This is a genomic window from Streptosporangium sp. H16 (assembly GCF_051918855.1).
Classification (GTDB): Bacteria; Actinomycetota; Actinomycetes; order Streptosporangiales; family Streptosporangiaceae; genus Streptosporangium.
Window position 1 is genome coordinate 68,739 of record NZ_JBPXMD010000013.1, and the last position, 26,765, is coordinate 95,503.

Below are 26,765 nucleotides of genomic sequence, written 5' to 3' on the forward strand. Positions count from 1 at the left end.
TAAGAAGACGCCGTGGCCTGATTCTTACGGTTATTGGCGCTCGGGCCACTCGTGGGCCCGCGGGTCGCCCCTCGATTATGGAGCGCATGACAACGACCCCTCGGGCGCCCGAACGCACGCTGCACCGCGCCTGGATCGTGGCGGGAGTCGCGTTCGTGGCCATCCTCGGCGCGGCCGGGTTCCGGGCGACGCCCGGCGTGCTGATCACACCGCTCCAGGAGGAGTTCGGCTGGTCCCGGGGCACGATCTCACTGGCCGTCTCGGTCAACCTTGTGCTGTACGGGCTGACCGCGCCCTTCGCCGCCGCCCTCATGGACCGCTTCGGCATGCGCAGGGTGGTGACGTACGCCCTGCTGCTGGTCGCCGCGGGCAGCGGGCTCACCATCCTGATGAACGCCCCCTGGCAGCTCGTCCTGTGCTGGGGCGTGCTGGTCGGTCTCGGCACCGGCTCGATGGCCCTGGTCTTCGCCGCCACCCTCACCGAACGCTGGTTCGTCCGCCACCGCGGCCTCGTCACCGGCGTGCTCACGGCGGGCGGCGCCACCGGGCAGCTCGTCTTCCTGCCCGTCCTCGCGCACCTGGCGGCGGACAGGGGTTGGCGGGCGGCCGCCGTCACGGTCGCCGTCGCCGCCCTCGTCGTGGTCCCCCTGGTCTGGTTCCTGCTGCGTGACCGTCCCGAGGACGTGGGCACCACCGCCCTCGGCGCCGATCCCGCCGCGCCCCCGGCCGTCCGGCCGGCGCGGGCCGGAGGCGCCGCCTCACGCGCCCTCGGCGTGTTGTGGAGCGCGGCGCGTACGCGTCCCTTCTGGCTGCTCGCCGGAGGGTTCGCGATCTGCGGGATGAGCACCAACGGCCTGGTGGGCACCCACTTCATCCCTGCGGCCCACGACCACGGCATGGCCGCGCCGGTCGCCGCGGGGCTGCTCGCCCTGGTCGGGATCTTCGACGTGGTCGGCACCGTCGCGTCCGGCTGGCTGAGCGACCGGGTCGACTCTCGCGTTCTCCTCGGCGCCTACTACGGGCTGCGCGGCCTGTCGCTGATGGCGCTGCCGAGCCTGTTCGGGGCGACCGCCGAACCCAGCATGCTCGTCTTCATCATCTTCTACGGCCTCGACTGGGTGGCCACGGTCCCGCCGACCGTCGCCCTGTGCCGCCAGATCTACGGTCCCGACGGTGCCGTGGTGTTCGGCTGGGTCTTCGCCTCCCACCAGGTCGGCGCCGCGATCGCCGCGGTCGCCGCGGGGGTCACCCGCGACCACTTCGGCGCCTACGACCTCGCCTGGTACGCCGCGGGCTTCCTCTGCCTCGCCGCCGCCGTCATGTCGATCGCCATCGCCAGGAAGCCCGTCACCGGGAACCCCGTCACGGTGACGTCCGGCACCGGTGAGGCCACCACCGCGGAGCAGGCATCCTTGAAGGCGTGAGAGAACGAGACGGGACAGCGGCGACGGGCGGCGGGGACGGCGAGGGCGGAGACAGGGACGGGGACCGGGACCGGAAGGTCCTCCCGCTCGTGGTGCGGATCGAGCGCTCCGCGCCGCCCGCGCGGACCGACGCCCTGGAGGCGGCGGCCCTGGCCGTGCTGGCACTGCTCGACGACCCGCGCGCCCTCGACGGCGGCGAGTGGGCCGAGGCCGTACGGGACTGGGACGGCAGCCGGTTCAGGAAGGTCGTCCGGCGGGCGCGCGGGGCGGAGTGGCGTCGGGTGCTCGACCTGCCCGGTGTCACCGTCACCTCCGGCACCGCCGAGGTCCGCGTCCACCCGCCGGTCCCGCTGGACGGCTGGCCCAGGGACCTCTCCAGGCTTCAGGTGTCCGGTACCGAGCTCGCCGACCCCTCCGAGCCGGGATCGCCAGGGGACGTGGTGCTGTGGCTCAACCCCGGGCTGACGATGTCGGCGGGCAAGGCCATGGCCCAGGCCGGGCACGCCGCCCAGCTCGCCTGGCAGGCGAGCGGGGACGACGCCAGGCGGGCGTGGCGGGACAAGGGCCTGGCGGCCTCGGTGAGGACCGCCGATCCCGCCGCGTGGGCGGGGCTGGTCGCCTCGGGCCTGCCGGTGGTCAGGGACGCCGGGTTCACCGAGATCGAGCCGGGCTCCCGCACGGTCGTCGCGGACGCCCCGTGGCTGCGCGGGGACGGCCGATGATCGGCGGATGACCGGCTCGAGCCGGTGATCGGAGGGTGTTTCGCGCAAGGATGGGGAAGGTACTCGTTCCCGAAGTGTGATGGGGATCCCGCACGGGAAAACCGGATTTGTCGTACGCTCCCGATCGTGCTCGATGGGTTGGGTGGGACTCAGGGGACCCGGGAGACGGGTCCCGCGCCGACATACGTGACCGCGGAGGCGGCCACGTCGGAGATGCCGAGAATCGTGGCTGAGAGCCCCCCGAAGCTACCGGATTCCCCCGTGAAGCGGTCCCGTATCGGCGACATGCCGATGCGCGTCATCTACCGCATCCTGGCCGTCGGCCTCGCGGTGATCCTGGCCGCGGTCGCGGCGGTGGTCGGCTTCGTCTCCTCGAGCTCCCCAGATCAACCGGGTGAGGGAAAGACGGGGCAGATCGCCGCGCCATCTGCCGCGCCACCCTCGCCCGGTCCAGGGTCGGCGGAGCCGTCCGTCCCGGTGACGGAGCCGTCCGCCTCGGCGTCGGAGCAGGCGTCCCCCTCGGAGACCCCTTCCGCGTCGGCGTCCCCTTCGGAGAGCACCGCCGAGACGGCCGCTCCCTCCTCGCCGCCCGACGGCTCGGAGCCGGCGCCCGACCGCAGCGCCGTCATCGCGGCCCTCGCCGATCCCCGGGTGCCCGACATGCCGCGTGACAAGCGGCTCGGCCGCCTCCCCGGCAAGGCGGACAAGAGCAAGCGACGCGTCCAGGACGACAAGTCGGGCGTGTCGCTGGTCCGCCTGGGCAAGCCCTGGAAGGTCTTCGGCGCGTCGCCGTTCTCCACCAAGCAGGTGCTGCCGAAGGTGAAGGGCGCCGCTCACCGGGCGATGCTCGTGAGCTGCCCGGTGCCGATCCTGGTGCAGAAGGAGCCCAGGGACACCGCGTTGCTGGCCGCCCGGTGGACACTCAACCACCACCCCAAGGGCAGCAAGATCACCTGGACCGCCTCGCAGCCGATCAAGGACGGCTGGCTGCTCGCCTACCGGGTGAAGTACAAGCTGAAGGGCAAGGCGCGCTCCTCCATGGCCGCCGTCGCCGTCACCGAGATCTCGGGTGCCAAGCCCGCGATGCTCTTCGCGACGATCCCCGACACCCAGAGCAAGTACTGGCGCGCCATCAACACCGCGGTCTCCTCCCTCAGATTGAAGTGAGCCCCGCCTGGGCAGGAATCGCCTTGTCCGTGTGACCTGGTGAAACTCGGGGGAATTTCACGGCCGGCCGCTTCGCCGCCGCACGCGTGACGACCTCCCGCCCGCTCGCCGGGCGCGCCTCCGGGACGCCCGTCCAGGCCGACTCCCCCGAGCCGTCGAGGGGGAAGTCGTGAACCGACCGGCGTCTCAGGAACGCAAGGGGGCCGGCCCCGACACGCCCGACCAGGGGAGCGGGTCCAAGCCCTGGCGGTCCGAGGGCCTGCCCGACGGCGGCGGGTCGCCCACCCCGCAGCGCACGAGGTTCAACTGGGTGCGCTTCCTGATGACCATGGTCATCGTCTACGCGGGATTCTTCATCGTCTCCTCGTTCTTCGAGGAGCCCACCGAGCCGATCTCCTACACCCAGTTCACCCAGCAGGTCAGGGCGGGGAACGTCAAGGAGGTCTACGCCACGGGCACCGCGATCCAGGGCACCCTCAGGAAGGCGGCCCGCGACCCCGACAGCGACAACGTCACGTACGACAAGTTCTCCACGGAGCTGCCGGTCTTCGCCGACCGGACCGGGCTCTACCAGCAGCTCCTCGCGACGAAGGTGAACATCAGGGCCGAGCCCGTCGGCGGGAATCTCCTGTCGAACCTCCTGCTCTCCCTGGTCCCGATCCTGCTGCTGGCCGGCGCGTGGATCTGGGGCGATCCTGCCCGCCGCCGCCCCGGACACCCTCGCCGCGGTGGACCAGGAGGTACGGCGCATCGTGGACGAGTGCTACGAGGTCGCCCTGGCCGTCCTGGCGGAGAACCGGAGCCGCCTGGACGGCATCGCCGCCGCCCTGCTGGAGAACGAGACCCTGGCCTACGCCGCCGCCGGGCTCCCGGTGAACACCGCTCCCGGGCTTCCCTCCTCGGAACCGCCTCCGCGGCTCCCGCCCCCGCCGCACGCCTGACCTCCGGGCGCCCGTCGTGGATCGGGCGCTCTGTCATGGATCGGGCTTTCTTTGATGGGTCGGGCTTTCTGCGGTGGATCGGTCGTTCTGTCGTGGGCCGTGTGCCTGTGGCGGATCGGGGTCGCGCTAGGCTCGGTCGCCGTGACCCAGATCGTCCTCGCCTCCGCCTCTCCCGCCCGCCTCGCCCTGCTCCGCAGCGCCGGACTCGATCCCAAGGTGATCGTCAGCGGTGTGGACGAGGACGCCGTCACCGCCGACAGCCCGAGCGAGCTCTGCCTCGCGCTGGCCCGCGCGAAGGCGACCGTGGTCGCCGGTGATCTGACCGACGGGCTGGTCATCGGCTGCGACTCGATGCTCGAACTCGACGGCCGGGCCTACGGCAAGCCGTCCTCCCCCGAGGAGGCCGTCGCCCGCTGGCGCGACATGCGCGGACGCGAGGGCCGCCTGCTCACCGGCCACTGCGTCATCGACGTCGCGAACGGGCGTGAGGTGGCGGAGGTGGGCGCGACGGTCGTGCGCTTCGGCACCGCCGGAGACGACGAGATCGCCGCCTACGTCGCCACCGGCGAGCCTCTCCACGTCGCCGGGGCCTTCACGCTGGACGGCCGGGGCGGCTGGTTCGTCGACGGCATCGACGGCGACCACGGCAACGTCCTGGGCATCTCCCTGCCCCTGCTCCGCCGCCTCTTCGGCGCTCTCGGCGTCTCCGTCCCCGGCCTCTGGCAGCGTCCCTGACGCCCGCCGCCTGCGTGCCCGCCAGGCGGTGCCCGGCTTTCGGAGGCGTTCCTCCGGCGTCTCCCGGTGCCGTCGGGCGTGCCCTCCCAGGTGACGTCCGATCCCGATAATCTTCCGCCATGGGTCATTTCCGCTCCTTTCTGGACGGCATCGGGTTCTTCTTCCAGGGACTGCGCTGGGTCGCGCGCTACCCGCGCTGGTGGCTCTTCGGGTTGATCCCGGCTCTGATCGCGTTCGCCCTCTACGCGACCGGCCTCTACTTCCTCGGCACGAACGCGCTGGACATCGCCGCGTGGGGCACGCCGTTCGCCGACGGATGGGGCGAGGCGGCGCGGACCGCGCTGCGGGCGCTGGTCGGGCTGGCGCTCTTCGGCGCGGGGGTGGTCCTGTCCGTGGTGACCTTCACGGCGATCACCCTCATCCTGGGCGACCCCTTCTACGAGAAGCTCTCCGAGAAGGTGGAGGAGACCTACGGGGAGGTGCCGACCGGCTACGAGCTCCCGCTGTGGAAGTCGATCCCCCGATCCGTCAGGGACAGCCTGGTCACCCTCGGCTGGCTGTTGCTGTTCACGATCCCGCTGTTCTTCCTCGGGTTCGTGCCGGTGATCGGGCAGACGGTGGTGCCGGTCCTGGGCGCCCTGGTCTCGGGCTTCTTCCTCACGATCGAGCTGACCACGCTGGCCCTCGAGCGCAGGGGGCTGGCGCGCAAGAGGCGCTTCGGCCTGCTCAGGGGGAACAAGGCCCCCGCGCTCGGCTTCGGGGTCCTGCTCTTTTTGCTCTTCCTCATCCCGTTCGTCGCGGTGATCGCGATGCCCGCCGCCGTGGCGGGCGCGGCCATCATGGTCCGCACCCGCCTGGCGCCGCCCGTCCTCCCGGCGGGCAGGACGGACGGGAGCCCGCGCGTCGACAGGGGTGTCTGAGGAATTCCCACGCCTCTTGACCGTTCACCTGTGGACGGCCAAGGGGCTTTCCACAGAAAGGGGTTCGGTGCGGAGGCGGTGGCCCGGTTCCGGCGAGGCTTCGGGACATGACACCCGACACACCGGCCTCGCCCGAGCCCTCGTCCTCTCAGCCCCCGGCCCCGCCTGAGCCGCCGCACCCGGTCTCGTCCGGATCGCCGCCTGCACCGTCCCCGGCCCTGCCCGAGGCTCCACCCCCGGCCTCGCCTGAGCCGCCGCTTCCGGTCCCGCCTGGATCGCCGTCTCCACCGTTCCCGGTCTCGCTCGAGCCGCCGCACTCGTCCTCTCCGCTCGCCTCGCCGCCCCGGCTCCTGCTCGGTTCCACGGAGGACGTCCTGGGCGCCGTTCCCTACCTGCTGGGGTTCCACCCCGCCGACAGCCTGGTCGTCATCGGCATCACCGGCAGCCCGTCCAGGGGCAGGCTGCATCTCACCGTCCGGTGGGACCTGCCCCTGGGGCCCGGCGGCCTCGGCCGGATCGTCCCGCTCCTCGGGAAGGAGGGCGTCACCCAGGTCGTCGTGGTCGGTTACGGTGCCGGACCGCTGGTGACCCCGGCCGTCGACGAGGCCGTGGCGCTGTTCCGCCGGAGCGAGCTCACCGTCGTCGACGCGCTCCGGGTGGAAGACGGCCGCTACTGGTCGTACGGATGCTCACGGACCGACTGCTGCTCGGCCGACGGCATGCCGTACGAGCGACGGGCCGGCGCGGTCGCGGCGGAGGCGGTCCTGCACGGGCTGGTCGCCCTGCCGGACAGGCAGACCCTGGAGCGCTCGCTCGACCCGGTCACCGGGCCCGCGCGGGAGGCCATCCGCGAGGCGACGGGCCGCCTCACGGAGGAGATGCGCGGCAGGCTCGCCGGATGCCACGACGCCGACGGGTTCGCGGCGGAGTTCGTCGCGGACGGCATGGCCAGGGTTCGCGAGGCGATCGCCACCTACGCCTCCGGAGGGCGGCTCGGCGAGGAGCAGGCGGCCAGGCTGGGGCTCGACCTGGCGGTGATCAGGATCCGTGACGAGGCGTGGGCGCTGGTCACCGACGAGAGCCACGACGCGCATCTCAAGCTCTGGCACGACCTCACCCGGAGGCTGGAGCCGAGGTTCGTGCCTCCGGTGGCCTCGTTACTCGGCCTGGTCGCCTGGCGGCGGGGAGACTCCGCGCTGGCGGGCGTCGCCCTCACCCGGGCGCACGAGGCCGACCCCGGATACTCGATGGCCAACCTGCTCGCGCACGCGATCCACCATCTGGTCCCGCCCCACGTGCTCGACGACAGGATGCCCAGCCCCGAGGAGCTCGACCAGGAGATGGGCAGTCCCCGGATGGCCTGGCTGCTCCCGATGGCCGCGCTGCTGGAGGAGCCAGGCGGCCTCGGACGCGAGGAGGCCGCCACGCCGACGCGTCATTGATTGTTCAGGTCACCGGTCCGGGGGACCCAGGGAACGCTCGGCCGCCCTCTCTGCAGGAGACGCTGGAGCACGCCGACTCCCGCTCCCGTCGCTCCCACGAGGGTGACCAGAAGGTGGACGGCACTGAAGTAGAGGCCGAAGAGGAGGCCCCGGCGGGCGAACACCCGTCGGTAGGTGCTGCCGTCGAGGACCACGGCGGCGGCGACGAGCAGCGGCGACGCGAGGGCGCCGACCGGGCCGGCCAGCAGGGGCAGCAGAAGCGCCGGCACGGCGGCGACCAGCAGGACACCGCCGAACGCGCGCGGCACGGAGTCGCCCGGCGTCTCGCCCCGGGTCCACTCCCTCGCGCTCACCCGTGCGCGCCGGAACACCTTGCTCAGGATCATCCGCATCGTGGAGTCGTGGTCGGCCCGGCCACAGACGGCGGCGGTGATGCGCACCTCGTAGCCTTTCCGCATCAGCCGGGAACGGTAGTCCGCGGACACCGTGTCGCTCAGATGCGGATTGAAGGGGCCGATCTCCTTGAACACCTCGGCCGACACGGCGAGCACGGCCGCGTGCAGCTCAAGGGTCGGACGGTCGGTCGGCATCCACCAGTGATACATCTGCAGCGCGCGATACTGCGCGGGGAGGGTCCGGGCCGCCAGCGGCTCGGGGTGCAGGATGCCTCCCAGGGCACCCAGCCTGGGCTCGGCCTGGAGGATGTTCACCGCGTTCTCCACGGCGTCCGGGTCGAGGGCGATGTCGCCGTCCTGGAAGAGCAGGATCTCGCCGTGGGAGTGTTCCGCGCCGAGGTTGCGCGCGGTCGAGGCCCCGCTGTTCACCTCGGTGCGCAGCACGGTGACGCCCATCGACCTCGCCACCTCCGCCGCGTCCTCGGTGCCGCAGTCGTCCACCACGATGACCTCGATGGGGGAGTAGGTCTGCTTCTCCAGCGCGCTCAGGCACAGACGCAACACGTGGGATCGGTTGAAGCTGGGGATGATGACCGAGACTAGCGGGCGTTCTCGATTCACAGGTCGCTCCATTGGCTGAAGGCCGCTCTTTCCGAACCGCCGGGTGTCGGCCGATGATCAGGGCGGGCAGCCCCGGTGGGTCTTCGGTCGACCGGCCGTGGCTCGTCGCCCGGCCTCCGACCGCCTTGCTTCCCGTTCACGCTAGCCGCGATGGCTTGTCTCATTCTTGTCGTGCGGTCCGCCATGGCATACGGTTCCCTTTCTGCGCGGCCTACGTGGCTTGTACGGGCCTGCGCGGCCTGCGCGGCCTACGTGGCTTGTACGGGCCTGCGCGGTCTGCGCGGTCCGGGGCCGAGGCCTGCGCGGTCCGCGGCGCGGACGACAAGGAAGCGACAAGAACCGGTCAGTACGTTGAGGTGCCGCTGGAAGTGACTGCGGATCGTCAATGGCTCTCGCCGGCCTGACCTACGTGCCGAGGTGGTGTGCTGATGGTCGACCGGGACATCATGACCGAGGATCAGCCCACGGATGTCCCCCCGGAGAAGCCGGCCGGCCGATGGGCTCGCCTCGGCCGGTTCGTCCGGCCGCGGCGGCGGTGGTGCCTGGGCACCCGGCTGGTGGTGACCGCCACCACGGGGTGGCTGCTGTTCGTGGTCGCGCATCTGCTGGCGAGCGGCCGCACCTCGCTGTGGGCCCCGCTCGACCTGATGCCGCCGTTCATGTTCGTGCTGGTGCCGTCGCTGGTGCTGGTGGTGGCGCCGCTGGCGCGCCCGGTCCGCCGGCGGGTCATCCCGGTGCTGGTGGTCACCCTGGTGCTCGGCGCGGGACAGAGCGGGATCAACGTGGCGACCCTCTGGTACACCCCGCCGCCCGCGCCGCCAGGGGCCGTCAAGGTGGTGACGTGGAACACCGAGTTCTGGGACCAGGACTGGCGCACCTCCGACGGAAACAACTATTCGCCCGGCTTCTACGACTACCTGCGGAAGATGGACGCGGACGTCTACCTGCTCGCGGAGTATCTCTACGTCGACACCTCGGCGGGGGACATGATGGCGTCGAAGTGGACCGCCGACATGGCACTCCGCATCGACAAGACGGCAGAGCTACGGCGCGAGTTCCCGGGGTACGAGGTCGCGACCTCCGGGGAGCTGATCACGCTCTCCCGGCTTCCCATCGCCGGGCAACGCGGGCTCGACATGACCCCGTGGCTGCCCGGCGACCAGAAGGCGGTGCCGGAGGTGATGCGCGACTGGCCGGACTCCTACACGGTCGAGACGCTGCGCACCGACATCCAGGTGAACGGCACGGTCGTCTCCTTCTACAACACGCAGATCAACCAGCCCCCGACCGGATGGCGGCTGTACGACGGCGAGGCCCGCGCCTCCAACCAGTACGCCCACAGCCGGCGGGAGGCGAGCTACCGGGCGCTTCGCGCGGACATCGAGGCCAACGACCACCCGGTGGTGCTCGCCGGTGACCTGAACACCACCCCGGCGATGGGGATGCTCCGGCTGCTGCCGGAGAAACTGGTCGACCCCACCGAGGCGCTGCCGTCCCTCTACCCGGCCACCTACCTCGCCGGAACCGCCGAGCTCTGGCGGATCGACTGGGTGCTCACCACACCGGACGTCGTCGTGCACAGCTACGAGATGCCCGGAGCCGCCGGACTGTCCGACCACCGTCCTCAGCAAACGGTTCTATCGGTCGGCTACTGAGCCGTGGAAGGAATTGACATGACGGAACCGGCGACCGCGCGACCCGAGGATGTCGCGGTCATCGTGCCGAACTACAACAAGAAGAAGACTCTCCGAGCCTGCCTGGAGGCGGTGTACGCGCAGACGTACCCCCCGGCCGAGGTGATCGTGGTCGACGACCGCAGCACGGACGGCTCACTGGACATCGCGCGGGAGTTCCCGTGCACGATCGTCGAGCTGCCGACCAACCAGGGACCGTCGGCGGCACGCAACACCGGGGTCGACTCCAGCGGCGCGCCCCTGCTGTTCTTCGTGGACTCCGACACGGCGCTCGCCCCGGACGCCGTGGAGAACGCGGTGCGGGCCTACCGGGAGACGCCCGACTGCGGCATGGTCCAGGGGATCTACGACAAGGAGCCGCTGTACGACGACGGCCTGGTGGAGAGATACCGCGTCTTCTCCGAGCACTTCGACCGCCAGCGGGCGGTGTCCACGTTCCTGTCCAACTCGCTGATCCCGCGCACGGTCTACCGCGAGGCGGGCGGGCTGGACGAGCGGCTGCGCGACGGCGAGGACTTCGAGTTCGGCAACCGGGTGCCGTCCAGGTACCGGCTGGTGGTGACCGCGACCGTGGTCACCAGGGCGGACGACGTCGACCGGTTCTGGGAGTGCATGTGGGAGCGGTTCGTCAGGGCCAGCACCCTTCCGGTGATCATGTTGCGGGCGCGGCGGCTGTACGACGACGACACGATCGGGTTCCGGCTGGACATGATCGGCCCGGATCCCCGCACCCGCCGCCTGCCGCCGCGGATCTCCTCCGTCTCGGCGGCGCTGAGCCTGTTCACGCTGCCGTTCGTCTTCCTCGCGCCGTGGCTGCTGGTGGTGCTCGCGCTGCTGTTGACGGCCTTCGTGACGGTGAACCGTGACTTCCTCCGATACTCCCACCGCCACCGGGGCGCGGGCTTCGCGTTCCAGATGGCCGTGATGCAGTTCTGCTACCACACGGCGTTCTTCCTCGGAGCCGGTGCGGGGCTGCCACGGCTCGTCTACGAGCTGCTTCGCCGCCAGGGGCACCCGGCCAAGACCGGTCTGACCCCGGTCTCCCCGGCCGGTGCGCCCGAGTGACCGAGAGCCGGCCGTGGCGCCCGTCGTGGCGCCCGCCCCGCGCGCTCGTGCGCGCCCTGATCGCGGCGTTCGCGCTGGTCCTGGTGGGCGCGGTGGCGGCGGCACTGGCCGGGCAGGACTGGAGCGTGGTCTCCGTCATGCTCGCCAGGAGCGACGGCGGGCGGATCGGCCTGCTACTGGCCGGCGCGCTGATCATCAGCATGGCCGGGCTGGGGTTCGGCTACCTGGCGTGGCGGGCGGTGCTGTTCGAGCTCGGCCCGCCGGTCGGCGAACCGCGGGTGGCGCGCGTCTTCTTCGTGACGTTCCTGAGCAAGTACGTGCCGGGGAAGGTGCCGGGCCTGATCGCCGCGACCAAGGTGGCCACGGCCAACGGCGTCGGTTTCGGGCGGCTGATGGGCACGGCGGCGCTGAGCATGAGCCTGGTCCTGCTGACCGGCCTCACGATCGGGCTGCTCGCGGGCGTGCACATGCTCGGCACCCAGGTGGCGTGGCTGGTGGCGGTGGCGACGGTGCTGATCGTGGTCGTGCTGGTACGGCCGCAGCTGGTCAACCACGGCGCGCACCTGGTGCTGCGGGTACTGCGCCGGCCGGACCCGGCCAGGTCGGCCTCGCCGCGCGGGATACGGTTCGCGGTCGTCGCGCAGGCGGTGTCATGGCTGGTCACCGGCCTGCACCTGTGGCTGCTGGCGGTCGCGATGGGAGCCGACCCGCTGCCGTCCCTGGGACTGTGCGTGGGCGCGTTCACCCTGGCCACGACGGTCGGGATGCTGACGGTCGTGCTGCCCGACGGGATCGGTGTCCGCGAGGCGGTGCTGACCGCCGCCCTGACGGTGGTGCTGCCCGCGCCGGCGGCCGCGGTGGTGGCGGTGGCCAGCCGGCTGGTCTCCACGGTCGGCGAGGTGGCGCTGGGAGCGGCGGCGCTGGCGGTGGCCGAGGTCGTCATCCGGCGTACCCCGGCCTCGGCATCGACACCGGAACCGGAGCCGGAGCCCACACCGGAACCGGCGCCGGCGGGAGACAAGCAGCGCTGACAAGCATCGGAACAGACCAACGCGTGCGAGCGTCCGCCGGGCGGGTCCCCTCCCGGCCGGCGGGCGCCCGCCAACCCGAAGGGGTCATCGACCATGGATGAGCAGCGGCCACTGGTCTCGGTCATCATTCCCAACTACAACTACGCCCGTACGCTGGACCTTTGCCTGAGCGCGCTGGAGCGGCAGGACTATCCGCACATCGAAGTGATCGTCGTCGACGACCGGAGCACCGACGACTCGGTGGAGATAGCTCACCGGCACGGGGTGCGGGTGCTGGTCACCGACACCAACATCGGGGCGCCGGCGGCGCGCAACCTCGGCGTCGAGCACGCGCGCGGGGAGGTGCTGTTCTTCCTCGACTCGGATGTGGCGCTCACTCCCGACACGGTCGGCAACGCGGTCGCGCTGCTCACGTCCGATCCCACGCTGGGGGTGGTGTGCGGCACCTACGAGCCGGAGCCGCTGATCCCCGACAGCCGCGTGGAGCGGTACCGCAGCCTCCAGCTGCACTACTGGATCTCCGGTGACGCGGGCGACATCACCACGATCTACTCGGCGATCTTCGCGATGTGGACCAGGGTCTTCCACGAGATCGGCCCGCTCAACCCGGCGTTGCGCCACAGCGAGAACGCCGACTACGGCCACCGGATCACCCAGCGCTACCGGATCGTGCTGGACACCGCGATCAGGGGCGCACACGACCACGACGACAAGCTGAGCGTGGTGCTGTCGAAGTTCTTCCACCGCGCGCGCCTGCACATCCCGCTGTACCTGCGCCGGCCGGACTTCAACGGCGGCCCGACCAACAGCAGCCGCGGCTGGGGCTCGCTCGCCGCCCTGTTCGCGGTGGTCACCGCGCCGCTGCCGGTGTTGTTCGGCCCGCTCTGGCTGCTCGTGCCGCTCGTGCTGCTGATCGGCTCCATCGCCTCCGACCTGGGGATGTACCGCTTTGTCTGGGGCTACGCCGGTGCGGCGTTCACCGTCTACTTCACCGCGATCCACTTCCTGGTGAACGTCACCGTCGCGCTGGCGGTGTTCGTGGGTGCCGCGCAGTGCGTGCTGTCCAGCCGGTTCCGGCACACCTACGACATGCCGGAGACGTCCGCGCCGGCGATGGGAGCGTGAGCGATGGACGGTCCGCTGGTGTCGGTGATCGTGCCCAACTACAACTACGCCGGCTCCCTGGAGCTGTGCCTGCGCGCCCTGCAGGAGCAGACGTACCGGCCGATCGAGCTGATCATGGTGGACGACGGCAGCACCGACGACTCCGTCGCGGTCGCGGAGCGGCTCGGTGTCCGGGTCGTCCACACCGAGCGCAACCTGGGGGTGGCCGGCGCGCGCAACCTCGGCACCAACCACGCCCGTGGCGAGATCCTGGTGTTCGTCGACTCCGACGTGGCCGCCTACCCCGACGCCGTCGAGGTAGCGGTGGGCATGCTCGCGGCCGACCCGCGGCTCGGGGCGGTGTGCAGCATCCACGACCCGGAGCCGCTGATCCGCGACAGTCTCGTCGAGGAGTACCGGGCGCTGCAGTACTACTACTGGACGGCGAGTTCCGAGGGCCCCATCTCGTTCCTCTTCCCGGCCATGGTCGCGATGCCCCGCCACGTGTTCGACGAGGTCGGGGAGTTCAACACCCGGCTGCGCGAGACCGAGGAGGTCGACTACGGCCACCGCCTCACCCAGCGGTACGACATGGTGCTCACCTCGGCGGTGCGCTCCCGGCACGACCACGACGACGAGCTGGCCAAGTTGCTGCGCAAGCTGTTCAAGCGGGGGCGCGCCCGGGTGCCGCTGTACGCCCGGCGCAAGCGCTTCGCCCGCGGGTTCGAGACCTCGAACCGGGCCGGCGGCAGCCTCGCCGCGCTGGCGGCGGTGGCCACGCTGCCGGCGGTGGCGTTCGGCCCGGCCGGCGCCGCGCTGCCGGCCCTCGCCCTGGCCGTGTCGATCCTGGCGGACCTCGGCATGTACCGGTTCGTGCTGCGGCGGCGCGGCCCGCTCTTCCTGCTCTACTACGGTACGGTGCATTTCGTGGTTAACGTGACCATCGCGGCCGGGGTGGCGGCCGGGGTCGTGCAGTGGTTCTGCTCCGCCAGGTTCCGCCGGCTCTACGATTCCGACCTGCTCGTGCGGCCCTCGGCCGCCGGGGAGGCGGCGACGTGACGGCCCGTCGGTGCCCGCCCGCGCCACGCGTGCGTCCCGGACCCGGCCGCCGTCGATGACCGATACGCGGGTGGTGACCGCGACCGCCGGGCCCGGGCCGGTCCGGTGGTCGCGTCGGCGGACGTGGGCGCTGCTGTCCGCGCCGGCCGCCTGGCTGGTGTTCGTGGTGCTCCATCGCGTGCTGTCCGGCCGGGTGTGGTGGTGGCAGGCACCGGAGCTCGTCCCGCCGCTCGCCTTCGCGGTCGTCCCGGTCCTGCTGCTCGCGGTGGTGCTGCCGGCACGCCGGGCCCGGGGGTGGATCGTGGCGGTGACGCTCGCCTCCCTGGTGCTCGGCGGAGGACTGAGCGGGCTCAACCCCGCCGCCCTGTGGCACCGCCCCCCGCCCGCCCCGCCGGCCGCGATCACGGTGTTCTCCTGGAACACGTTGTACTGGGACATGGTGGTGGGCGGGGAGACGATGCCACCGCCCACCGGCACGCCGGCGCGTGACGTCGACGACTTCTACCGGTATCTGCACGACCAGAAGGCGGACGTGTATCTCCTGCAGGAGTACATCTACTTCGGCCCGGACTCGAAGGCGATCCGGGTGGACGACCTGGCCAGGCTGCGCCGGGAGTTTCCCGGCTATCACATCGCCGCGGCGAGCGAGATGGTGACGGTCTCCCGGTTCCCGATCGTCCTGGAGCGGGGGCTCGACCTCCGCCCGTGGGTGTCGGAGAAACGCGACGCGGTGCTGCCCCCCGACCCGGGCCTGCCTGGTTTCTCCGCGGTGAAGACGCTGCGCACGGACGTACGCGTCGGCGGGGAGAGCGGGGAGAGCGGGGACGGCGGGAAGACCATCTCGTTCTACAACACGCACGTCAACTCCCCCGTCCACGCGTTCCCGCCGGGCCCGGACCCCCGCCGCCTCAACCGGACCCAGCACGAGCGGCGGCAGGCCAACCTCCGCGCGCTCGCGGCCGACGTGGAGAGGAATCCGCACCCGGCCGTGCTGGCCGGGGATTTCAACGCCTCACCGGCGATGGGCATCCTGCGCCTGCTGCCGGACCGGCTGGTCGACGCCACCCCGGTGCTCGAATCGCTCTACCCCACCTCCTGGGACGACCGATGGCCGCTGTGGCGGATCGACTGGGCGTTCACCACGCCGGACGTCACCGTGCACCGGTACGGGCTGGTGCGGTCGGAGGGCCTTTCCGACCACAGCGGGCAACGCCTGGTCATCTCGACGAGCGGGTGATCCGGAGAAGATGGGGCGAGGGCTCCAGGGGCTCCGGGGGGGGGCTCCGGGAGAACGGTCAGGGCCTGGACAGCACCCGGTCGGGCACGTGGGCCGCGGGGCGGGTCCAGCTCGGCGGCTGCCCGAGTGGTGCCCAGCCGGCGACGGCGTGGTGGGCGCCGGCCAGGACCACCTCCTGGGCCGCCCAGACCGGCAGGTCGTGGTCGCCGCGCAGGATCTCCTGGTGCAGCGCGCGCAGCTCCGGCCCCGGCTCGATGCCCAGGTGGTCGGCCAGGTACCCGCGCAGGCGCGCGTACTGGGCCACCGCCTCCGCGGTGCGTCCCAGGGCGCAGAGCGCGCGCATCAGCATGCTCGCGAGCGGCTCCACGAGCGGGTAGCGGGGAACGAGGGGGGTGAGTTCGGTGACCACCGCGTCGGGCCGTCCCAGCCGCAGGTGTGCCTGCGCCCAGGTGACGACGGCGCCGACGAACTGCTGCTCGATGCTGTAGCGCATCCGGGAGGCCCAGTCTCCGGAGATGCCGGTCAGCGGCGAGCCGCGCCACAGTTCCATCGCCTCGGCCAGCAGCGCGGCCCGGGCGGAGTCGTCGCCGGCATGGGTCTGCGCCTGTTTCGCCAGACGGTGGAACCGGTGGGCGTCCACCCGGTCGGGGTCGGCCTCCAGTACGTAGCCGCCGCCGCGTCGCTCGATGGCGACCGCGGTTCCCGCCAGTGCCTGCCGCAGGCGTGCGATGTGGGCGTACAGCGAATCCGTGGCCCGGTCCGGTGGAAGATTCCAGACCCGGTCGATCAACGTCTGAAGTGGCACGGGATGGTTGACGTCGACCGCGAGGGCGGCCAGCACCGCACGTCGTTGCGGTGGCCCCAGGGGAACGCGCCGGCCGTCGGCGGTCACCTCGACCGGGCCCAGTATGCGGACTTCCATGCTTTCCTTCCGTGTCGCTCTCACAACGGGACGGGCTGGTGGGCGAGCACGAGCGTCACCCCCAGGGTGGCGGCCCACAACATCGAGTTGGCGACCATGACACGGTCCCGCAGCAGGATCCGGACCGGGTCACCGCCGCCTTCGTCCATCAGTTGGATCTGCAGGTAGCGGAAGAGGGCGAAGAGCGCGAAGGGCGTGGACAGCAGCATCGCCGTCTGGCCGTACTGGGGGCCGAACGGGCCCTCCTCGCGCAGGTAGATGAGGCCGGAGACGAGGGCGAGCACGGAGGCGATCTGCAGCAGCCAGTTGGTCAGCTCCATCGAGTAGCCGTGGAGCGCCGGCCGGTGCGCGGCACCGCTCTTCAGCTCCTGGCGCCGCTTGCCGATGAGCAGCAGCAGGGACATCGAGAACACCGTGACCAGCAGCCAGGCGGCGGCCCGTCCTCCGGCCACCTCGTACCCCTGGACGACCCGGAGGACGAAACAGACGGCTATCGTGCCCACGTCGACCAGCGGGACGTGTTTGAGATAGCGGCTGTACGCGATGTTGATCAGGAGGTACGCCACGATGGGCCAGTACGGTCCCGGGGTGAGGGCGATGACGGCGGTGAGCAGCGCGAGCAGGCCGGCGCAGTAGGCGTAGGCGACCCTGATCCCCACGCGACCGGCGGCGACGGGACGGTGCCGCTTGACGGGATGGTGCAGGTCACGGTGCCGGTCGGCGATGTCGTTGCCGACGTAGACGGCGGAGGAGGCCAGGATGAACGCGACCGTGGCCAGGAGGATCTCGCCCACCGTGGCGAGGTTCCACAGGGAGGTGTCGATGAGCGCGAGCGGGACGAGGAGGATCGCCTTGGCCGCGTGCGAGGGCCGTATCAGCCTGAAGAGGTCCGTGACCAGGCGCGGCCGGGCTTCCGCTTTCTGGTCAGAGGCAGGTCCCCTGGGCCGCGGGAGTTCTGGAATGTCTGCCGATTCGACGACGTACATGCTTTTCCCGTCACTTCAGAAGAAGACTTTCGCCAGTGACAGCGCGCCCTGCCGCCACGCGTCGCGGCTGGTCTGGCCTGCGCCCCGCGGTGAGCCGGCGGCGCGATGCTCCCGCCACCAGGCGTACGTGCGGAGGATCGCGTCCCGGTTGGACAGCCGGGGCCGGAAGCCGAGCCGGTCCCTGGCCTTGTCGATGCTGACGTAGGAGTCGGCGAGCAGCTTGTGCACCAGCCGCCCGTACACCGGGGACAGCCGGGTCCGCTCCAGCAGCCGGAGCCCGGCCAGGGCCGGCCGGACGGGCAGCGACACGACGCGCCTGCCGTGCCCGGCCGTGTCGAGCACCGCCTGGAAGTCCTCCCGCAGCGTGCCGAACTCCGCGGCCGCGAGGTTGTAGGTGTCGTTCGCGACGTCCGCCGGTGCCGTCAGGACGCCGGCCACGGCGTCCACCAGGTCCTCTATGGCGAGCATCTGGATGCGTACGTCCCCGCGGCCGAGGACCGGGAAGTTCCGGCCCTCCTCGGCCCACTCGAAGAGCATCGCGAACAGGCCCATCCGGCCGGGGCCGAGGAAGGTCTTGGGGCGCAGGATCGGCACGCACATCCCGCCGGCCCGATACTTGTCGGCCAGCTCCTCCGCCTCGGTCTTGGCCCTGGTGTAGGGGTCGACCGGCTCGCGCGGATGCTCCTCCGGGGTGGGCACCAGTTTCGGGAGCCCGTACACGGCGGTGGAGGAGATGTGGACCGTCCGCTCCACCCCGGCCCGGCGCGCGGCCTCCAGCACGCTGTGCGTGCCCCCGACGATCAGGCTCTGGATCTGCTCCGCCGGATAGCTCGGCAGCGCGCCGGCGCAGTGCACGACCGCGTCCGCCCCGGCCATCGCCTCGGCCATCAGCGCGACGTCGCGCACGTCGCCGACCCGGTGGCTCCATCCCGGGTCCGGGTCGGACGGCGGGCGCAGGTCCACGCCGACCACCTCGTGGCCCGCGAGCACGAGCCGCCGGACCAGGTTGCCGCCGAGCATCCCGGCGCTGCCGGTCACTACGACCCGAGAGGCCACCGCGATCCCACCTTCTCCCGCACGAACCGGGCGAGCAGCCGCGGCAGGCCCTTGGCCAGGGTCTTGTCGAGGCTCTGCACGAAGTACTCGACGTCGTCGGGTTCGATGGCGAGGGTCGGCGCGACGACGAGGGGGTTCTCGACGTTCGGGCTGTAGTACGACACGATGTCGTGCTCGCTGTAGAGCTCGGCGATCACCGAGAGGGTGATCAGCTTGGTACGGAAGTGCGGGTCGCCGGAGAAGCCGGGCACCAGCTTTCCTGCCAGGTCGAGCACCTTGGGCCCGCCGGTCAGGAACACCCCCCACAGTGCCCCCGTGCCGGTCACCTGGCCGACCACGTCCGGGTAGCGCTTCTGGATGTTCTCCAGGCCGGGCTTCAGGATGCGCTCGATCTGCCGCGCCCGCGCGGGAAAGTCCTCCTCGACGATCACGTTGATCGCCTCGATCGCGGTGACGGTCTCCTCGCCGAACCCGTAGTAGGTCGTGCTGTGCAGGATGACGTCGGAGAGCCGGTCGTACGCCTTGCGGAAGATGGGCTCCCGCGCGGTGTACCCGGCGATCGACGCCTTCCCGCCGCCCAGCGACTTCGAGTAGACGAGGATGTCGGGCAGCAGGTCCGGATAGCGCATGAAGTAGAAGAGGCTGCCGGTCTTGCCCCAGCCGGTGTACACCTCGTCGAAGATCATGATGATGTCGCGCTCGTCGCAGAGCCGCCGCAGCTCGCGGAGGTCCGACTCCGACCAGGAGCGCATGCTGGAGGCGCTGAACGGCTCGACCATGATCGCGTAGACGTCGCACTTCCCGTCGGGGGTGCGCGCGGCGTCGACCGCCGCCCGCACGGCCGCGAGGTCGCCGTACGGGTGGACGACGATCCCCGGGAGTCCGGGGAACCGGAACGAGTTCTCCGACGACCCGGTCAGGCTCCCCGCCCCGAGGGTCTTGCCGTGGAAGCTGATGTCGGAGCGCAGGATGGTGTTGCGCCGCCCGCCGTGATACTTGTACGCCATCTTGATGGCGCCCTCGTTGGCCTCGGCACCCGAGTTCGGGAAGTAGGAGATGTTCAGGTCGCCGGGCAGCAGCGTGGCCACGTTGTGGCTCAGCGCGGCCACGTACGGCGAGAAGAACGCCTTGTGGACCTCCATACGCTTGGCCTCGGCGAAGCGGCGCCGGGCCGCCAGGATGCGCGGGTGGTTGTGGCCGTGGTTGAGGACGCCGACCCCGCCGGTGACGTCGAGGATCCGGCGGCCGTCACGGGTCCAGATCCAGGCGCCCTCGGCGCGCTCGGCGAGCTCGCGGCCGAAGCCGAACGAGGTCATGAGGTTGACCTGACTGCGGCTGACGTACTTCCCGTACAGGTTCTGGACCTGTTTCACGGTAAGGTTTTCGCACTCATCGATGCCGATTAGCTCCGACACGTTCGCCCTTTCCTGGCGTCTTTCCGCGATTTTGCAGCTGCTGGCGTCACAGGTGAGTTCGGTCCGAGGATGGCAATCGTCGCGAGGTGGGTGCCCATGGGGCTCCTGCGGCAGCGCCGCCGCTGTCACCGGCCGGCCCCTGGGTCTTCCTGCGCAAGGTGCCGGCCTTCTCTCTAGAGGTATGAGAAGACGAGAGACATCTCGCTAATGGTGTTAAATGCGGCTATACCTCGCACCATACAAATCTGTATAGGTCGATGCCGTGACGCGATGAACCGCGAGCGGAAAAGGGCGATGTGACGCGCCGGCTCGGGATTTCGTCTTTCGGAGAACCCGCGGGCGTCGCGTTCACGTGTGACGATGATTTCGGGCATACCGGATTCCGCGATTACGGCGGGTGGGTATGGGAATATTTCCAGCGTGTAAATTCCCGGGATTACGGCCGATGGGCGTGCGAGTTATTTCCGGCGTGTAATGTTTTTAGCCGGTCCCGATCGCTCATTCTCGTCGCCGCCGATCGGGTGGAGCGCTCCCACTCGGCGAGCGGTGACTTCCGGCGCGGCCGGCGTGGCGATCTCGCCTCCGCGGTCCCCGGACGCTCCGCCGCCGGACCGGCGACTCCCCGGGGGAGCCCCGGTGTCCCTAGCCGCCCCACCCGTACGACGGCCGGTACCGGACGACGCCGCGGGAGATCGGCAGGCCGGTGCCGTCCCCCGCCGCGCCGGGCACCTGGCGCGCGGTGGAGATCAGGTCGGCCATCTTGGCGTTGAGCCATCGGGGATCGGCCGTGCAGCCGTCGGGCGGCATGCCGAAGCGGCCGAGCGCCAGGCGGCCGAACTTGGCGTCCCGCCTGGTTCGCCGGTTGCACACGTCACCGAGAGTGCACGCGATGAGGAGGGAGCTGTGCAGCGCCCGCCGTACGGCCTGCACCTGCTCGTCCTCGGTCTCCTCCTGCCGGGTCCGTTCGCGGGCGAACAGGCATAGCAGGTCGTGCATGCGATACCGGTCCACGTCGCGGGCCTCGAGGAGCTGGACGTCCGCGAGATGATCCAGGAGATCCGCGGTCTGTTCCTCCGAGCGGTCGGCCAGCGCCGCGGCGACCGCGACGCTGATGTCGGACCCGCCGAGCAGGCCCAGCAGCCGGAACATACGGGAGTGCTCGGCCTCCAGGCTGCGGTAACTCACCATGAAACAGGCCCGGACCGCCCGGTCGTCGGCCTGCAGCTCGGACAGGCGGTGGTCCTCGACCGCGAGCCGGGCGGCGAGGACCCGCAGCGACAGGCCCGGCCGGGCGATCAGCCGGGCGGCGGCGATCCTGATCGCCAGCGGCAGGCCGCCGCAGAGCCGTACGATCGCGCGCGCCGCCCGAGGGTCGGCGGCGACGCGCTCCTCGCCGATCAGGCGGCTCAGCAGGGTGGTCGTCTCGTCCTCGGCCATGACGTCGAGGCGCAGATGCGTGACGGCGTCCAGAGAGGTCAGCATCCTCCGGGCGGTGATCAGCACGCAGCAGGTGGGGCTCGCGGGCAGCAACGGCCGTACCTGCGCGGCGTCCCGGGCGTTGTCGAACAGGAACAGCAGGCGTTTGCCGTCGGTCAGCGAGCGGAACCGCGCGGCGGCCTCGTCCACCTCGGTCGGCACGGCCGCGTCGTCGCCGCCGAGGGAGCGTAACAGGCGGGCGAGGACCTCGGCCGGGTTCAGCGGCTTGACGTTGGGGGTGGAACCGTGCAGGTTCACGTAGAGCTGCCCGTCGGGGAACCGGTCCGCGATCTGGTGGGCGACGTGCACGGCGAACGCCGACTTGCCGATCCCGGCCGCTCCGGCGACCGCGGAGACGGCGATCCGGCCCGGGCCCGCGGAGATCAGCGCCGTCCGCAGCCGTGAGATCTCGGCGGCCCGCCCGGTGAAGGCGGCCGAGTCGATCGGGAGCTCGGCCGGGGCGAACACCCTGCGGGCGATGACCGACGGTGACGGCGCCGCCAGTACGGAGTCGTCGATGAGGATCTGCTGGTGCATGCGGATCAGGTCCGGGCCGGGATCGACGCCCAGCTCCGCGGCGAGCATCTCCCGCGCGCGCTGGTACACCGCGAGCGCGTCGGCCCGGCGGCCGGAACGGTACAGGGCGAGCATGAGCTGCGCCCGGAGCCGTTCGTTCAGCGGATCCCTGCGCGTCAGCGCCTCCAGATCGGCGAGCACCTCGCCGTGCTGGCCCAGCGCCAGCCGGGCCTCCAGCGAGGCGTCCACGACGGTCGCCCTCAGCCGCTCCAACCGCGCCGCCTCGCCGCGCAACGGCTCGGGCAGGGACAACCCCTCCAGAACCGCCTCGGCGCGCCAGAGGCCCAGGGCCCGGGTGCACCGTTCGAGCGCGACGTCATTTCTCCCTTCGGATAACATCAGACGTCCTTGAGCGGCGAGTTCTTCGAACAATCTCACGTCTGTTTCACCGGGAGCGACCCGGAGCACGTAGCCGTTGGAGCCCGCCTCGATCCGGGAAGGCGAACCAAGCGCCCGGCGCAGCGCGGAGATATAGGTGTAGAGGTTCGACTCGGCGTTGGCGGGAGCCTGTTCACTCCACAACCAGTCGAGCATTCGGCGGGTGGGGATCGCCTTGCCCGCATTGAGCAGCAGGGCGGCGAGCAACACCCGCTGTTTGCGCCGTCCGAGGGCGATCGGCTGCCCATTGGCCGTCCGCACTTCGATCGGTCCAAGAATCTTGAAATCCATCGGCATCACTCTTCAGCGCATACCATGCACCAACATGAAACGTACAAATACGTATAATTCCTGTTTTACATAGCGACTCATGATCGCGGTCCTCAACCTTCGGAGGGTACTCACCTGAAGGGAAGAAAAAGATTACGCGGCAGACATCCCCGGACGCCCGCACTCCGGTGCGGCGTTCCGCGGCGCGTATTGTGATCGCCCCTGCCCGGCCGCTCCGACCAGGGGCGTCGCGCGGGACGGGAGGGGCACGTCACGGCGCGCGCCCTGGGCCGGCGGGCCGATGCCGCCCGCGCGCCCGGCGCGAACATCCACCGTTCCCGGGTCCGCCGGATCCGGCCGGCCGGGTCACCCCGCGGGCGTTCGGCCGCGTGGCCGGAGGAGTCCGGCGACCCCGGACGCGAGGCGGCCGCCGGTTCCTCGTGTTCTCGCGCCACCGGGTCACCGTGCTCTCCCGGTGGCGGGCGACGGGGGCGGCCGGTCTCCCGGCTCAGCCCTCCGCGCGCTTCTGGCGCTCGTTGTAGGCCCTCATCCGGGGGGGATAACCGGTCAGCTGCACGTCGTAGACCGGCAGGGCCAGGTCACGGGCCACCTTGCGGATCACCGCGGGGGAGCCGACCCTGCGCCGGGTCCACTCACCGTCGTCGGCGACGGCCACCGCCGTGGTGTTCGTCGCGAAGGTCTCGGGCTCGACGTAGAACTCGACGCCCCGGCGCGACTTCGCGAAGGCGATGAGGGACTCGACGTCGGCGTCGGTCGTGGCGCGGTCGAACTTGGCGATCCTCGGCCCGCGCAGGCGCCTCAACCCATAGCGATCTCGCCATCTCATATTTCCTTGTATACCTCTCCTGCTCGTTCCATGGCGGAAGGCCAGGGATGGGTCTCAGGGGCTTATGGGGGTTCATCCTGATATACGGGGCCGACAATCTGGACGAGCATTGAGGTCGAAGCGGCGACGAAAGGGTATCGGTCTCATGGCAGGCACAGCGACACCAGCGGGCCCGGGGCACGGGGGAGTGCCTGCGACAGGTCCTCAGCCCGGCCACGCGGGGCTTCGGGTCAGCAACCAGGATCGTGAGCGGGTGGTCGAGCACGTCCAGGCCGCCTACGCGGAGGGAAGGCTCGACAAGCTCGAGTTCGACGACAGGCTGGAGCGGGCGATGACGGCCCGCGTCCACGGTGACCTCGTCCCGATCATGAACGAGCTGTACGGCACGCATCCGGCCCGGCCCGTGACCTACCCGCCCGTCATGGGCCGGGTTCCGGCCGCGTACGGTCATCACGGCCGCCTCGGCAGGCGGGGTGAAACCGGAGGAGAGCGTCTGGGCGCGATGGCGTCCCACCTGCTCCCGCTGGTCGGCCTTCCCGTCATCGGCCCGGCGGTCATGATGCTCACCGCGGGCAAGACCTCGCCCTACGTCCGGGCCCACTCGGTCGAGGCGCTCAACTTCCAGCTGACGATGCTCGCGGCCACCATCGTGCTGGCGATCACGTTCATAGGCTTCGTCCTGACGCCCCTGCTCTGGATCGGCGGCGTGGTCCTGTCCGTGGTCGGCGCCGTGGCCGCGGCGGGTGACGGTGACTTCCGGTACCCCCTCACGCTGCGTCTCGTGAAATGACGACCGCGGCGTCCCGGGAGCCGGCGACGCCGGTGTCCCGGGAGCCGGCGAGCGCGGCGTTTCGGGAACGGGCGACCGCGTGGCGGGACGTCAGAGCATGAGGGAGCGGACCATGTCGACGGTGTCGGCCTGGTCCGCCGTCTTGTCGGTGCGGTAACGGATGACCCTGGCGAAGCGCAGCGCCATGCCGCCGGGATAGCGGCTCGACTGCTGCACGCCGTCGAAGGCGATCTCGACGACCGTCTCGGGGCGGACGGTGACCGTCCAGCCGTCGGTGGGGCCCTCGGCGATGCCGAGGAAGCGGTCGGTCTGCCAGGCGAGCAGCTCGTCGGTCAGGCCCTTGAAGGTCTTGCCGAGCATGACGAACCCGCCGGTCAGCGGGTCGCGGGCGCCCAGGTGCAGGTTGGAGAGCCTTCCCTCGCGGCGGCCGCTCCCCCATTCGGCGGCCAGGACGACGAGGTCGAGCGTGTGCCGGGGCTTCACCTTGATCCAGCCGGCTCCGCGCCGCCCGGCGGCGTAGGGCGCCAGGAGCGACTTGACCACCACGCCCTCGTGGCCGCTCCTGATCACGTCCTTGAAGAACGCCTCGCCGTCCGCGACGTCTCCGGTGACCAGGCGGGGGGTCACCAGCTCCGGGGGCACGGCGGCGGCCAGGGCCGCGTGGCGCGCCTCACCCGGCAGGTCGAGCAGGTCGGCGCCGTCGACCCGCAGCGCGTCGAAGAAGAAGACGCTCAGCGGGGTCCTCTCTCTCGCGCGCGGCACGTCGGTGCGGCTGGACACGCGGCCCGAGGTGACCTGGAAGGGCTCGGGGCGGCCGTCGGCGCGCAGCGCGATGACCTCGCCGTCGAGGACCAGGTCGCGGGAGGCCAGGGTGCTCATCGCCTCGACCAGCTCGGGCACCTGCGCGGTGATGTCCTCGAGGGCGCGGGTGAAGACGGTGACCCGGTCGCCCGAGCGGTGCGCCTGGACCCTGACGCCGTCGAGCTTCCACTCGACGGCGACCGGCCCGCCGAGCTTGCCGAACGCGGCCGCGATGGAGGTGGCGCTCTGGGCGAGCATCGGCGACACCGGGCGGCCGACCTCCAGGCGGAAGGCGCGCAGTGCCTCGATCCCGCCGCCGAGGGCGGCGGCGCCGACGGCGGGAAGCCAGCCGCGCAGCGTCAGCGCCCGCCTGACCTCGGCGGCCGGCACCCCGGCGGCCTTCGCCACGGCCTCGACCATCACTCCCTCGAGCGCGCCCTGGCGCAGCTCGCCCCGGAGCAGCCGCGACAGGAAGACCTGCTCCTGGCGGGTGAGGGCGCCGAACAGCTCGGCGACCAGCGTCCTGCGCGCGTTCTGCGAGCCGGGGCCGACCAGGGCCTTGATCCGGTCGAGGAGGTCGTGGACCCCGCGCAGGGTGGCGGTGGCGGCCAGCCGGGGTTCGGGCGGATCCTGCAGACTCGTCCAGCCCACGCCGACGTTGCGCTGCGGCAGCTCCCCGGAGAGGTAGGCGATGGCGATCTCCGCCTCGTCCGGCTCGACCCTGCCGAGCAGCTCCGCGAGGTGGGCGGTCTTCGCCAGCCGGGCGGAGCTGGCGGTCACGGCCGCCGAGGTGCGCGCGAGGTCGATCAACAACACAATGGCCAGCTTAAGAGCTACAAGCGGCATTTCGGTGAGGTGAGGCGCTGCTTTTCGGAGTCACCGCGTTTCCGGGAGGGCGCGGGGGAGTGACGGAACACGTCGGGCGGGCCACCCGTCGCCGGTGAGGCCCGCCCGTGCCGTCTCGCCCCGGGGCGTCAGCTCACGCCGAGCAGGTCCACGACGAAGATGAGCGTCTCGCCCGGCTTGATGCGGTTGCCCGCGCCGGCGTTGCCGTAGCCGAGGTGCGGCGGGATGGTGAGGCGGCGGCGGCCGCCGACCTTCATGCCCGCGACACCCTGGTCCCAGCCCGCGATGACCCGGCCCCCGCCCAGCGGGAACTGGAAGGCGTCGCCGCGGTTCCACGACGCGTCGAACTCCTCGCCCGTCGAGAAGGCCACGCCGACGTAGTGCACGGTGACCTGGTGCCCCGCCTCGGCCTCCGGGCCGTCCCCTACGACGATGTCGACGATCTCCAGCTCCGAGGGCGGGGCGCCTTCCGGAAAGTCGATCTCCGGCTTCTCCAGTGCCACGTGGTTCTCCTTGGTTGGATACGCGCCGGTCGATTTCCGACCGGCCGGACGACTCTACGGGGTCCGGCGCCGCCACGAGAGACATGGGGCCGGGGTGGCTTCCGCGTCGTCCCCTTCGGTCGTCCCCTTCGAAAGAGCGAGCCGTCGTTCTCGAAGGAGCGCGGGTGGGCGGCCTCGCGCACGGCGGCGAGACGTGTCACCCGGGATCCCCCCGTACGGGGGCGGCGGTCATCGGCGCCGCGGGTGCCGGCGGCGCGGGGAGCCATCGGGAGAGTCACTGGGGAGCGCTCTCTGAGAAAGAGAGTGACCCGCTCCGCGGGGAGTGTCAAGAGCTCGGCGCGG

At 71.2% G+C, this 26,765-nt stretch carries 23 protein-coding genes and 1 pseudogene; 15 read left to right on the forward strand and 9 right to left on the reverse strand.

Annotated elements, in window-relative coordinates; all coding sequences use genetic code 11:
* Positions 1-86 precede the first annotated feature (86 nt).
* The 8 genes and pseudogenes from ACTOQ2_RS22430 to ACTOQ2_RS22465 all read left to right on the forward strand — a co-directional run bounded on the left by ACTOQ2_RS22430 (position 87) and on the right by ACTOQ2_RS22465 (position 7,351).
* Positions 87-1,424, forward strand: a complete 1,338-nt coding sequence (locus ACTOQ2_RS22430) for an MFS transporter (RefSeq protein WP_440101888.1) — start codon at positions 87-89, stop codon at positions 1,422-1,424.
* Positions 1,421-2,146, forward strand: a complete 726-nt coding sequence (locus ACTOQ2_RS22435; RefSeq protein ID WP_440101889.1) for a peptidyl-tRNA hydrolase — start codon at positions 1,421-1,423, stop codon at positions 2,144-2,146. Before ACTOQ2_RS22430 ends, ACTOQ2_RS22435 begins: the two co-directional genes overlap by 4 nt.
* Before the next feature lie 261 nt (positions 2,147-2,407).
* Positions 2,408-3,313, forward strand: a complete 906-nt coding sequence (locus tag ACTOQ2_RS22440; RefSeq protein ID WP_440101891.1) for a hypothetical protein — start codon at positions 2,408-2,410, stop codon at positions 3,311-3,313.
* Between the two features lie 328 nt (positions 3,314-3,641).
* Positions 3,642-3,914, forward strand: a pseudogene (locus ACTOQ2_RS22445) (ATP-dependent metallopeptidase FtsH/Yme1/Tma family protein); the annotation flags it as partial.
* Between the two features lie 94 nt (positions 3,915-4,008).
* Positions 4,009-4,254, forward strand: a complete 246-nt coding sequence (locus ACTOQ2_RS22450; protein WP_440102083.1) for a hypothetical protein — start codon at positions 4,009-4,011, stop codon at positions 4,252-4,254.
* Positions 4,255-4,395: 141 nt separating this feature from the next.
* Complete coding sequence (locus ACTOQ2_RS22455; protein ID WP_440101893.1) at positions 4,396-4,989, forward strand: Maf family protein; 594 nt, start codon at positions 4,396-4,398, stop codon at positions 4,987-4,989.
* 119 nt (positions 4,990-5,108) lie between these two features.
* On the forward strand, positions 5,109-5,909 hold the full coding sequence (locus tag ACTOQ2_RS22460) for an EI24 domain-containing protein (RefSeq protein WP_440101894.1): 801 nt from the start codon (positions 5,109-5,111) through the stop codon (positions 5,907-5,909).
* A gap of 107 nt (positions 5,910-6,016) precedes the next feature.
* Positions 6,017-7,351, forward strand: a complete 1,335-nt coding sequence (locus ACTOQ2_RS22465) for a DUF4192 domain-containing protein (RefSeq protein ID WP_440101896.1) — start codon at positions 6,017-6,019, stop codon at positions 7,349-7,351.
* Here the strand turns inward: ACTOQ2_RS22465 and ACTOQ2_RS22470 are convergent.
* Positions 7,345-8,367 (reverse strand): glycosyltransferase family A protein, encoded by a 1,023-nt coding sequence (locus ACTOQ2_RS22470; RefSeq protein ID WP_440101897.1) that lies wholly within the window; start codon positions 8,365-8,367, stop codon positions 7,345-7,347. The genes ACTOQ2_RS22465 and ACTOQ2_RS22470 overlap by 7 nt on opposite strands.
* Positions 8,368-8,795: 428 nt before the next feature.
* Between ACTOQ2_RS22470 and ACTOQ2_RS22475 the strand changes: the two genes are divergently transcribed.
* The 6 genes from ACTOQ2_RS22475 (at position 8,796) to ACTOQ2_RS22500 (ending at position 15,557) form a co-directional block, all read left to right on the forward strand.
* Positions 8,796-10,022, forward strand: coding sequence for an endonuclease/exonuclease/phosphatase family protein (locus tag ACTOQ2_RS22475; protein WP_440101898.1), 1,227 nt, complete (start codon positions 8,796-8,798; stop codon positions 10,020-10,022).
* Between the two features lie 18 nt (positions 10,023-10,040).
* Complete coding sequence (locus ACTOQ2_RS22480; protein WP_440101900.1) at positions 10,041-11,126, forward strand: glycosyltransferase family 2 protein; 1,086 nt, start codon at positions 10,041-10,043, stop codon at positions 11,124-11,126.
* A complete protein-coding gene (locus ACTOQ2_RS22485; protein WP_440101901.1) occupies positions 11,123-12,157 on the forward strand; it encodes a lysylphosphatidylglycerol synthase domain-containing protein in 1,035 nt (344 codons plus the stop codon). Before ACTOQ2_RS22480 ends, ACTOQ2_RS22485 begins: the two co-directional genes overlap by 4 nt.
* A 93-nt stretch (positions 12,158-12,250) precedes the next feature.
* Complete coding sequence (locus ACTOQ2_RS22490) at positions 12,251-13,282, forward strand: glycosyltransferase family 2 protein (RefSeq protein WP_440101903.1); 1,032 nt, start codon at positions 12,251-12,253, stop codon at positions 13,280-13,282.
* A gap of 3 nt (positions 13,283-13,285) precedes the next feature.
* Positions 13,286-14,320, forward strand: coding sequence for a glycosyltransferase (locus tag ACTOQ2_RS22495; protein ID WP_440101905.1), 1,035 nt, complete (start codon positions 13,286-13,288; stop codon positions 14,318-14,320).
* Between the two features lie 55 nt (positions 14,321-14,375).
* Positions 14,376-15,557: an endonuclease/exonuclease/phosphatase family protein gene (locus ACTOQ2_RS22500; protein ID WP_440101907.1), complete on the forward strand. Its 1,182-nt coding sequence runs from the start codon at positions 14,376-14,378 to the stop codon at positions 15,555-15,557.
* Between the two features lie 58 nt (positions 15,558-15,615).
* Here ACTOQ2_RS22500 and ACTOQ2_RS22505 read toward each other — a convergent pair whose 3' ends face one another.
* The 6 genes from ACTOQ2_RS22505 to ACTOQ2_RS22530 all read right to left on the reverse strand — a co-directional run bounded on the left by ACTOQ2_RS22505 (position 15,616) and on the right by ACTOQ2_RS22530 (position 23,483).
* Positions 15,616-16,479 carry an AfsR/SARP family transcriptional regulator gene (locus ACTOQ2_RS22505; RefSeq protein ID WP_440101908.1) on the reverse strand — a complete coding sequence of 288 codons (864 nt, stop codon included), beginning with the start codon at positions 16,477-16,479 and terminating at the stop codon, positions 15,616-15,618.
* Positions 16,480-16,499: 20 nt separating this feature from the next.
* Positions 16,500-17,465 carry a UbiA prenyltransferase family protein gene (locus ACTOQ2_RS22510; protein ID WP_440101909.1) on the reverse strand — a complete coding sequence of 322 codons (966 nt, stop codon included), beginning with the start codon at positions 17,463-17,465 and terminating at the stop codon, positions 16,500-16,502.
* Between the two features lie 15 nt (positions 17,466-17,480).
* The gene (locus ACTOQ2_RS22515) at positions 17,481-18,521 is read right to left on the reverse strand and encodes an NAD-dependent epimerase/dehydratase family protein (protein ID WP_440101910.1); all 1,041 of its coding nucleotides are present in this window, start codon (positions 18,519-18,521) and stop codon (positions 17,481-17,483) included.
* Positions 18,503-19,894 (reverse strand): aspartate aminotransferase family protein, encoded by a 1,392-nt coding sequence (locus ACTOQ2_RS22520; protein WP_440101912.1) that lies wholly within the window; start codon positions 19,892-19,894, stop codon positions 18,503-18,505. Before ACTOQ2_RS22520 ends, ACTOQ2_RS22515 begins: the two co-directional genes overlap by 19 nt.
* 684 nt (positions 19,895-20,578) lie before the next feature.
* Positions 20,579-22,657 (reverse strand): BTAD domain-containing putative transcriptional regulator, encoded by a 2,079-nt coding sequence (locus ACTOQ2_RS22525; RefSeq protein ID WP_440101913.1) that lies wholly within the window; start codon positions 22,655-22,657, stop codon positions 20,579-20,581.
* Between the two features lie 487 nt (positions 22,658-23,144).
* Positions 23,145-23,483, reverse strand: coding sequence for a hypothetical protein (locus ACTOQ2_RS22530; RefSeq protein ID WP_440072454.1), 339 nt, complete (start codon positions 23,481-23,483; stop codon positions 23,145-23,147).
* 145 nt (positions 23,484-23,628) lie between these two features.
* On the opposite strand from ACTOQ2_RS22530, the gene ACTOQ2_RS22535 reads away from it, so the two are divergent.
* Positions 23,629-24,273 carry a DUF1707 and DUF4870 domain-containing protein gene (locus ACTOQ2_RS22535; protein WP_440101915.1) on the forward strand — a complete coding sequence of 215 codons (645 nt, stop codon included), beginning with the start codon at positions 23,629-23,631 and terminating at the stop codon, positions 24,271-24,273.
* Between the two features lie 90 nt (positions 24,274-24,363).
* On the opposite strand, the gene ACTOQ2_RS22540 is transcribed toward ACTOQ2_RS22535, so the two are convergent.
* Together ACTOQ2_RS22540 and ACTOQ2_RS22545 are read right to left on the reverse strand one after the other, a co-directional pair.
* Positions 24,364-25,890, reverse strand: coding sequence for an ATP-dependent DNA ligase (locus ACTOQ2_RS22540; protein WP_440101916.1), 1,527 nt, complete (start codon positions 25,888-25,890; stop codon positions 24,364-24,366).
* 158 nt (positions 25,891-26,048) lie between these two features.
* Complete coding sequence (locus ACTOQ2_RS22545) at positions 26,049-26,423, reverse strand: FKBP-type peptidyl-prolyl cis-trans isomerase (protein ID WP_362682223.1); 375 nt, start codon at positions 26,421-26,423, stop codon at positions 26,049-26,051.
* Between the last annotated feature and the right edge of the window lie 342 nt (positions 26,424-26,765).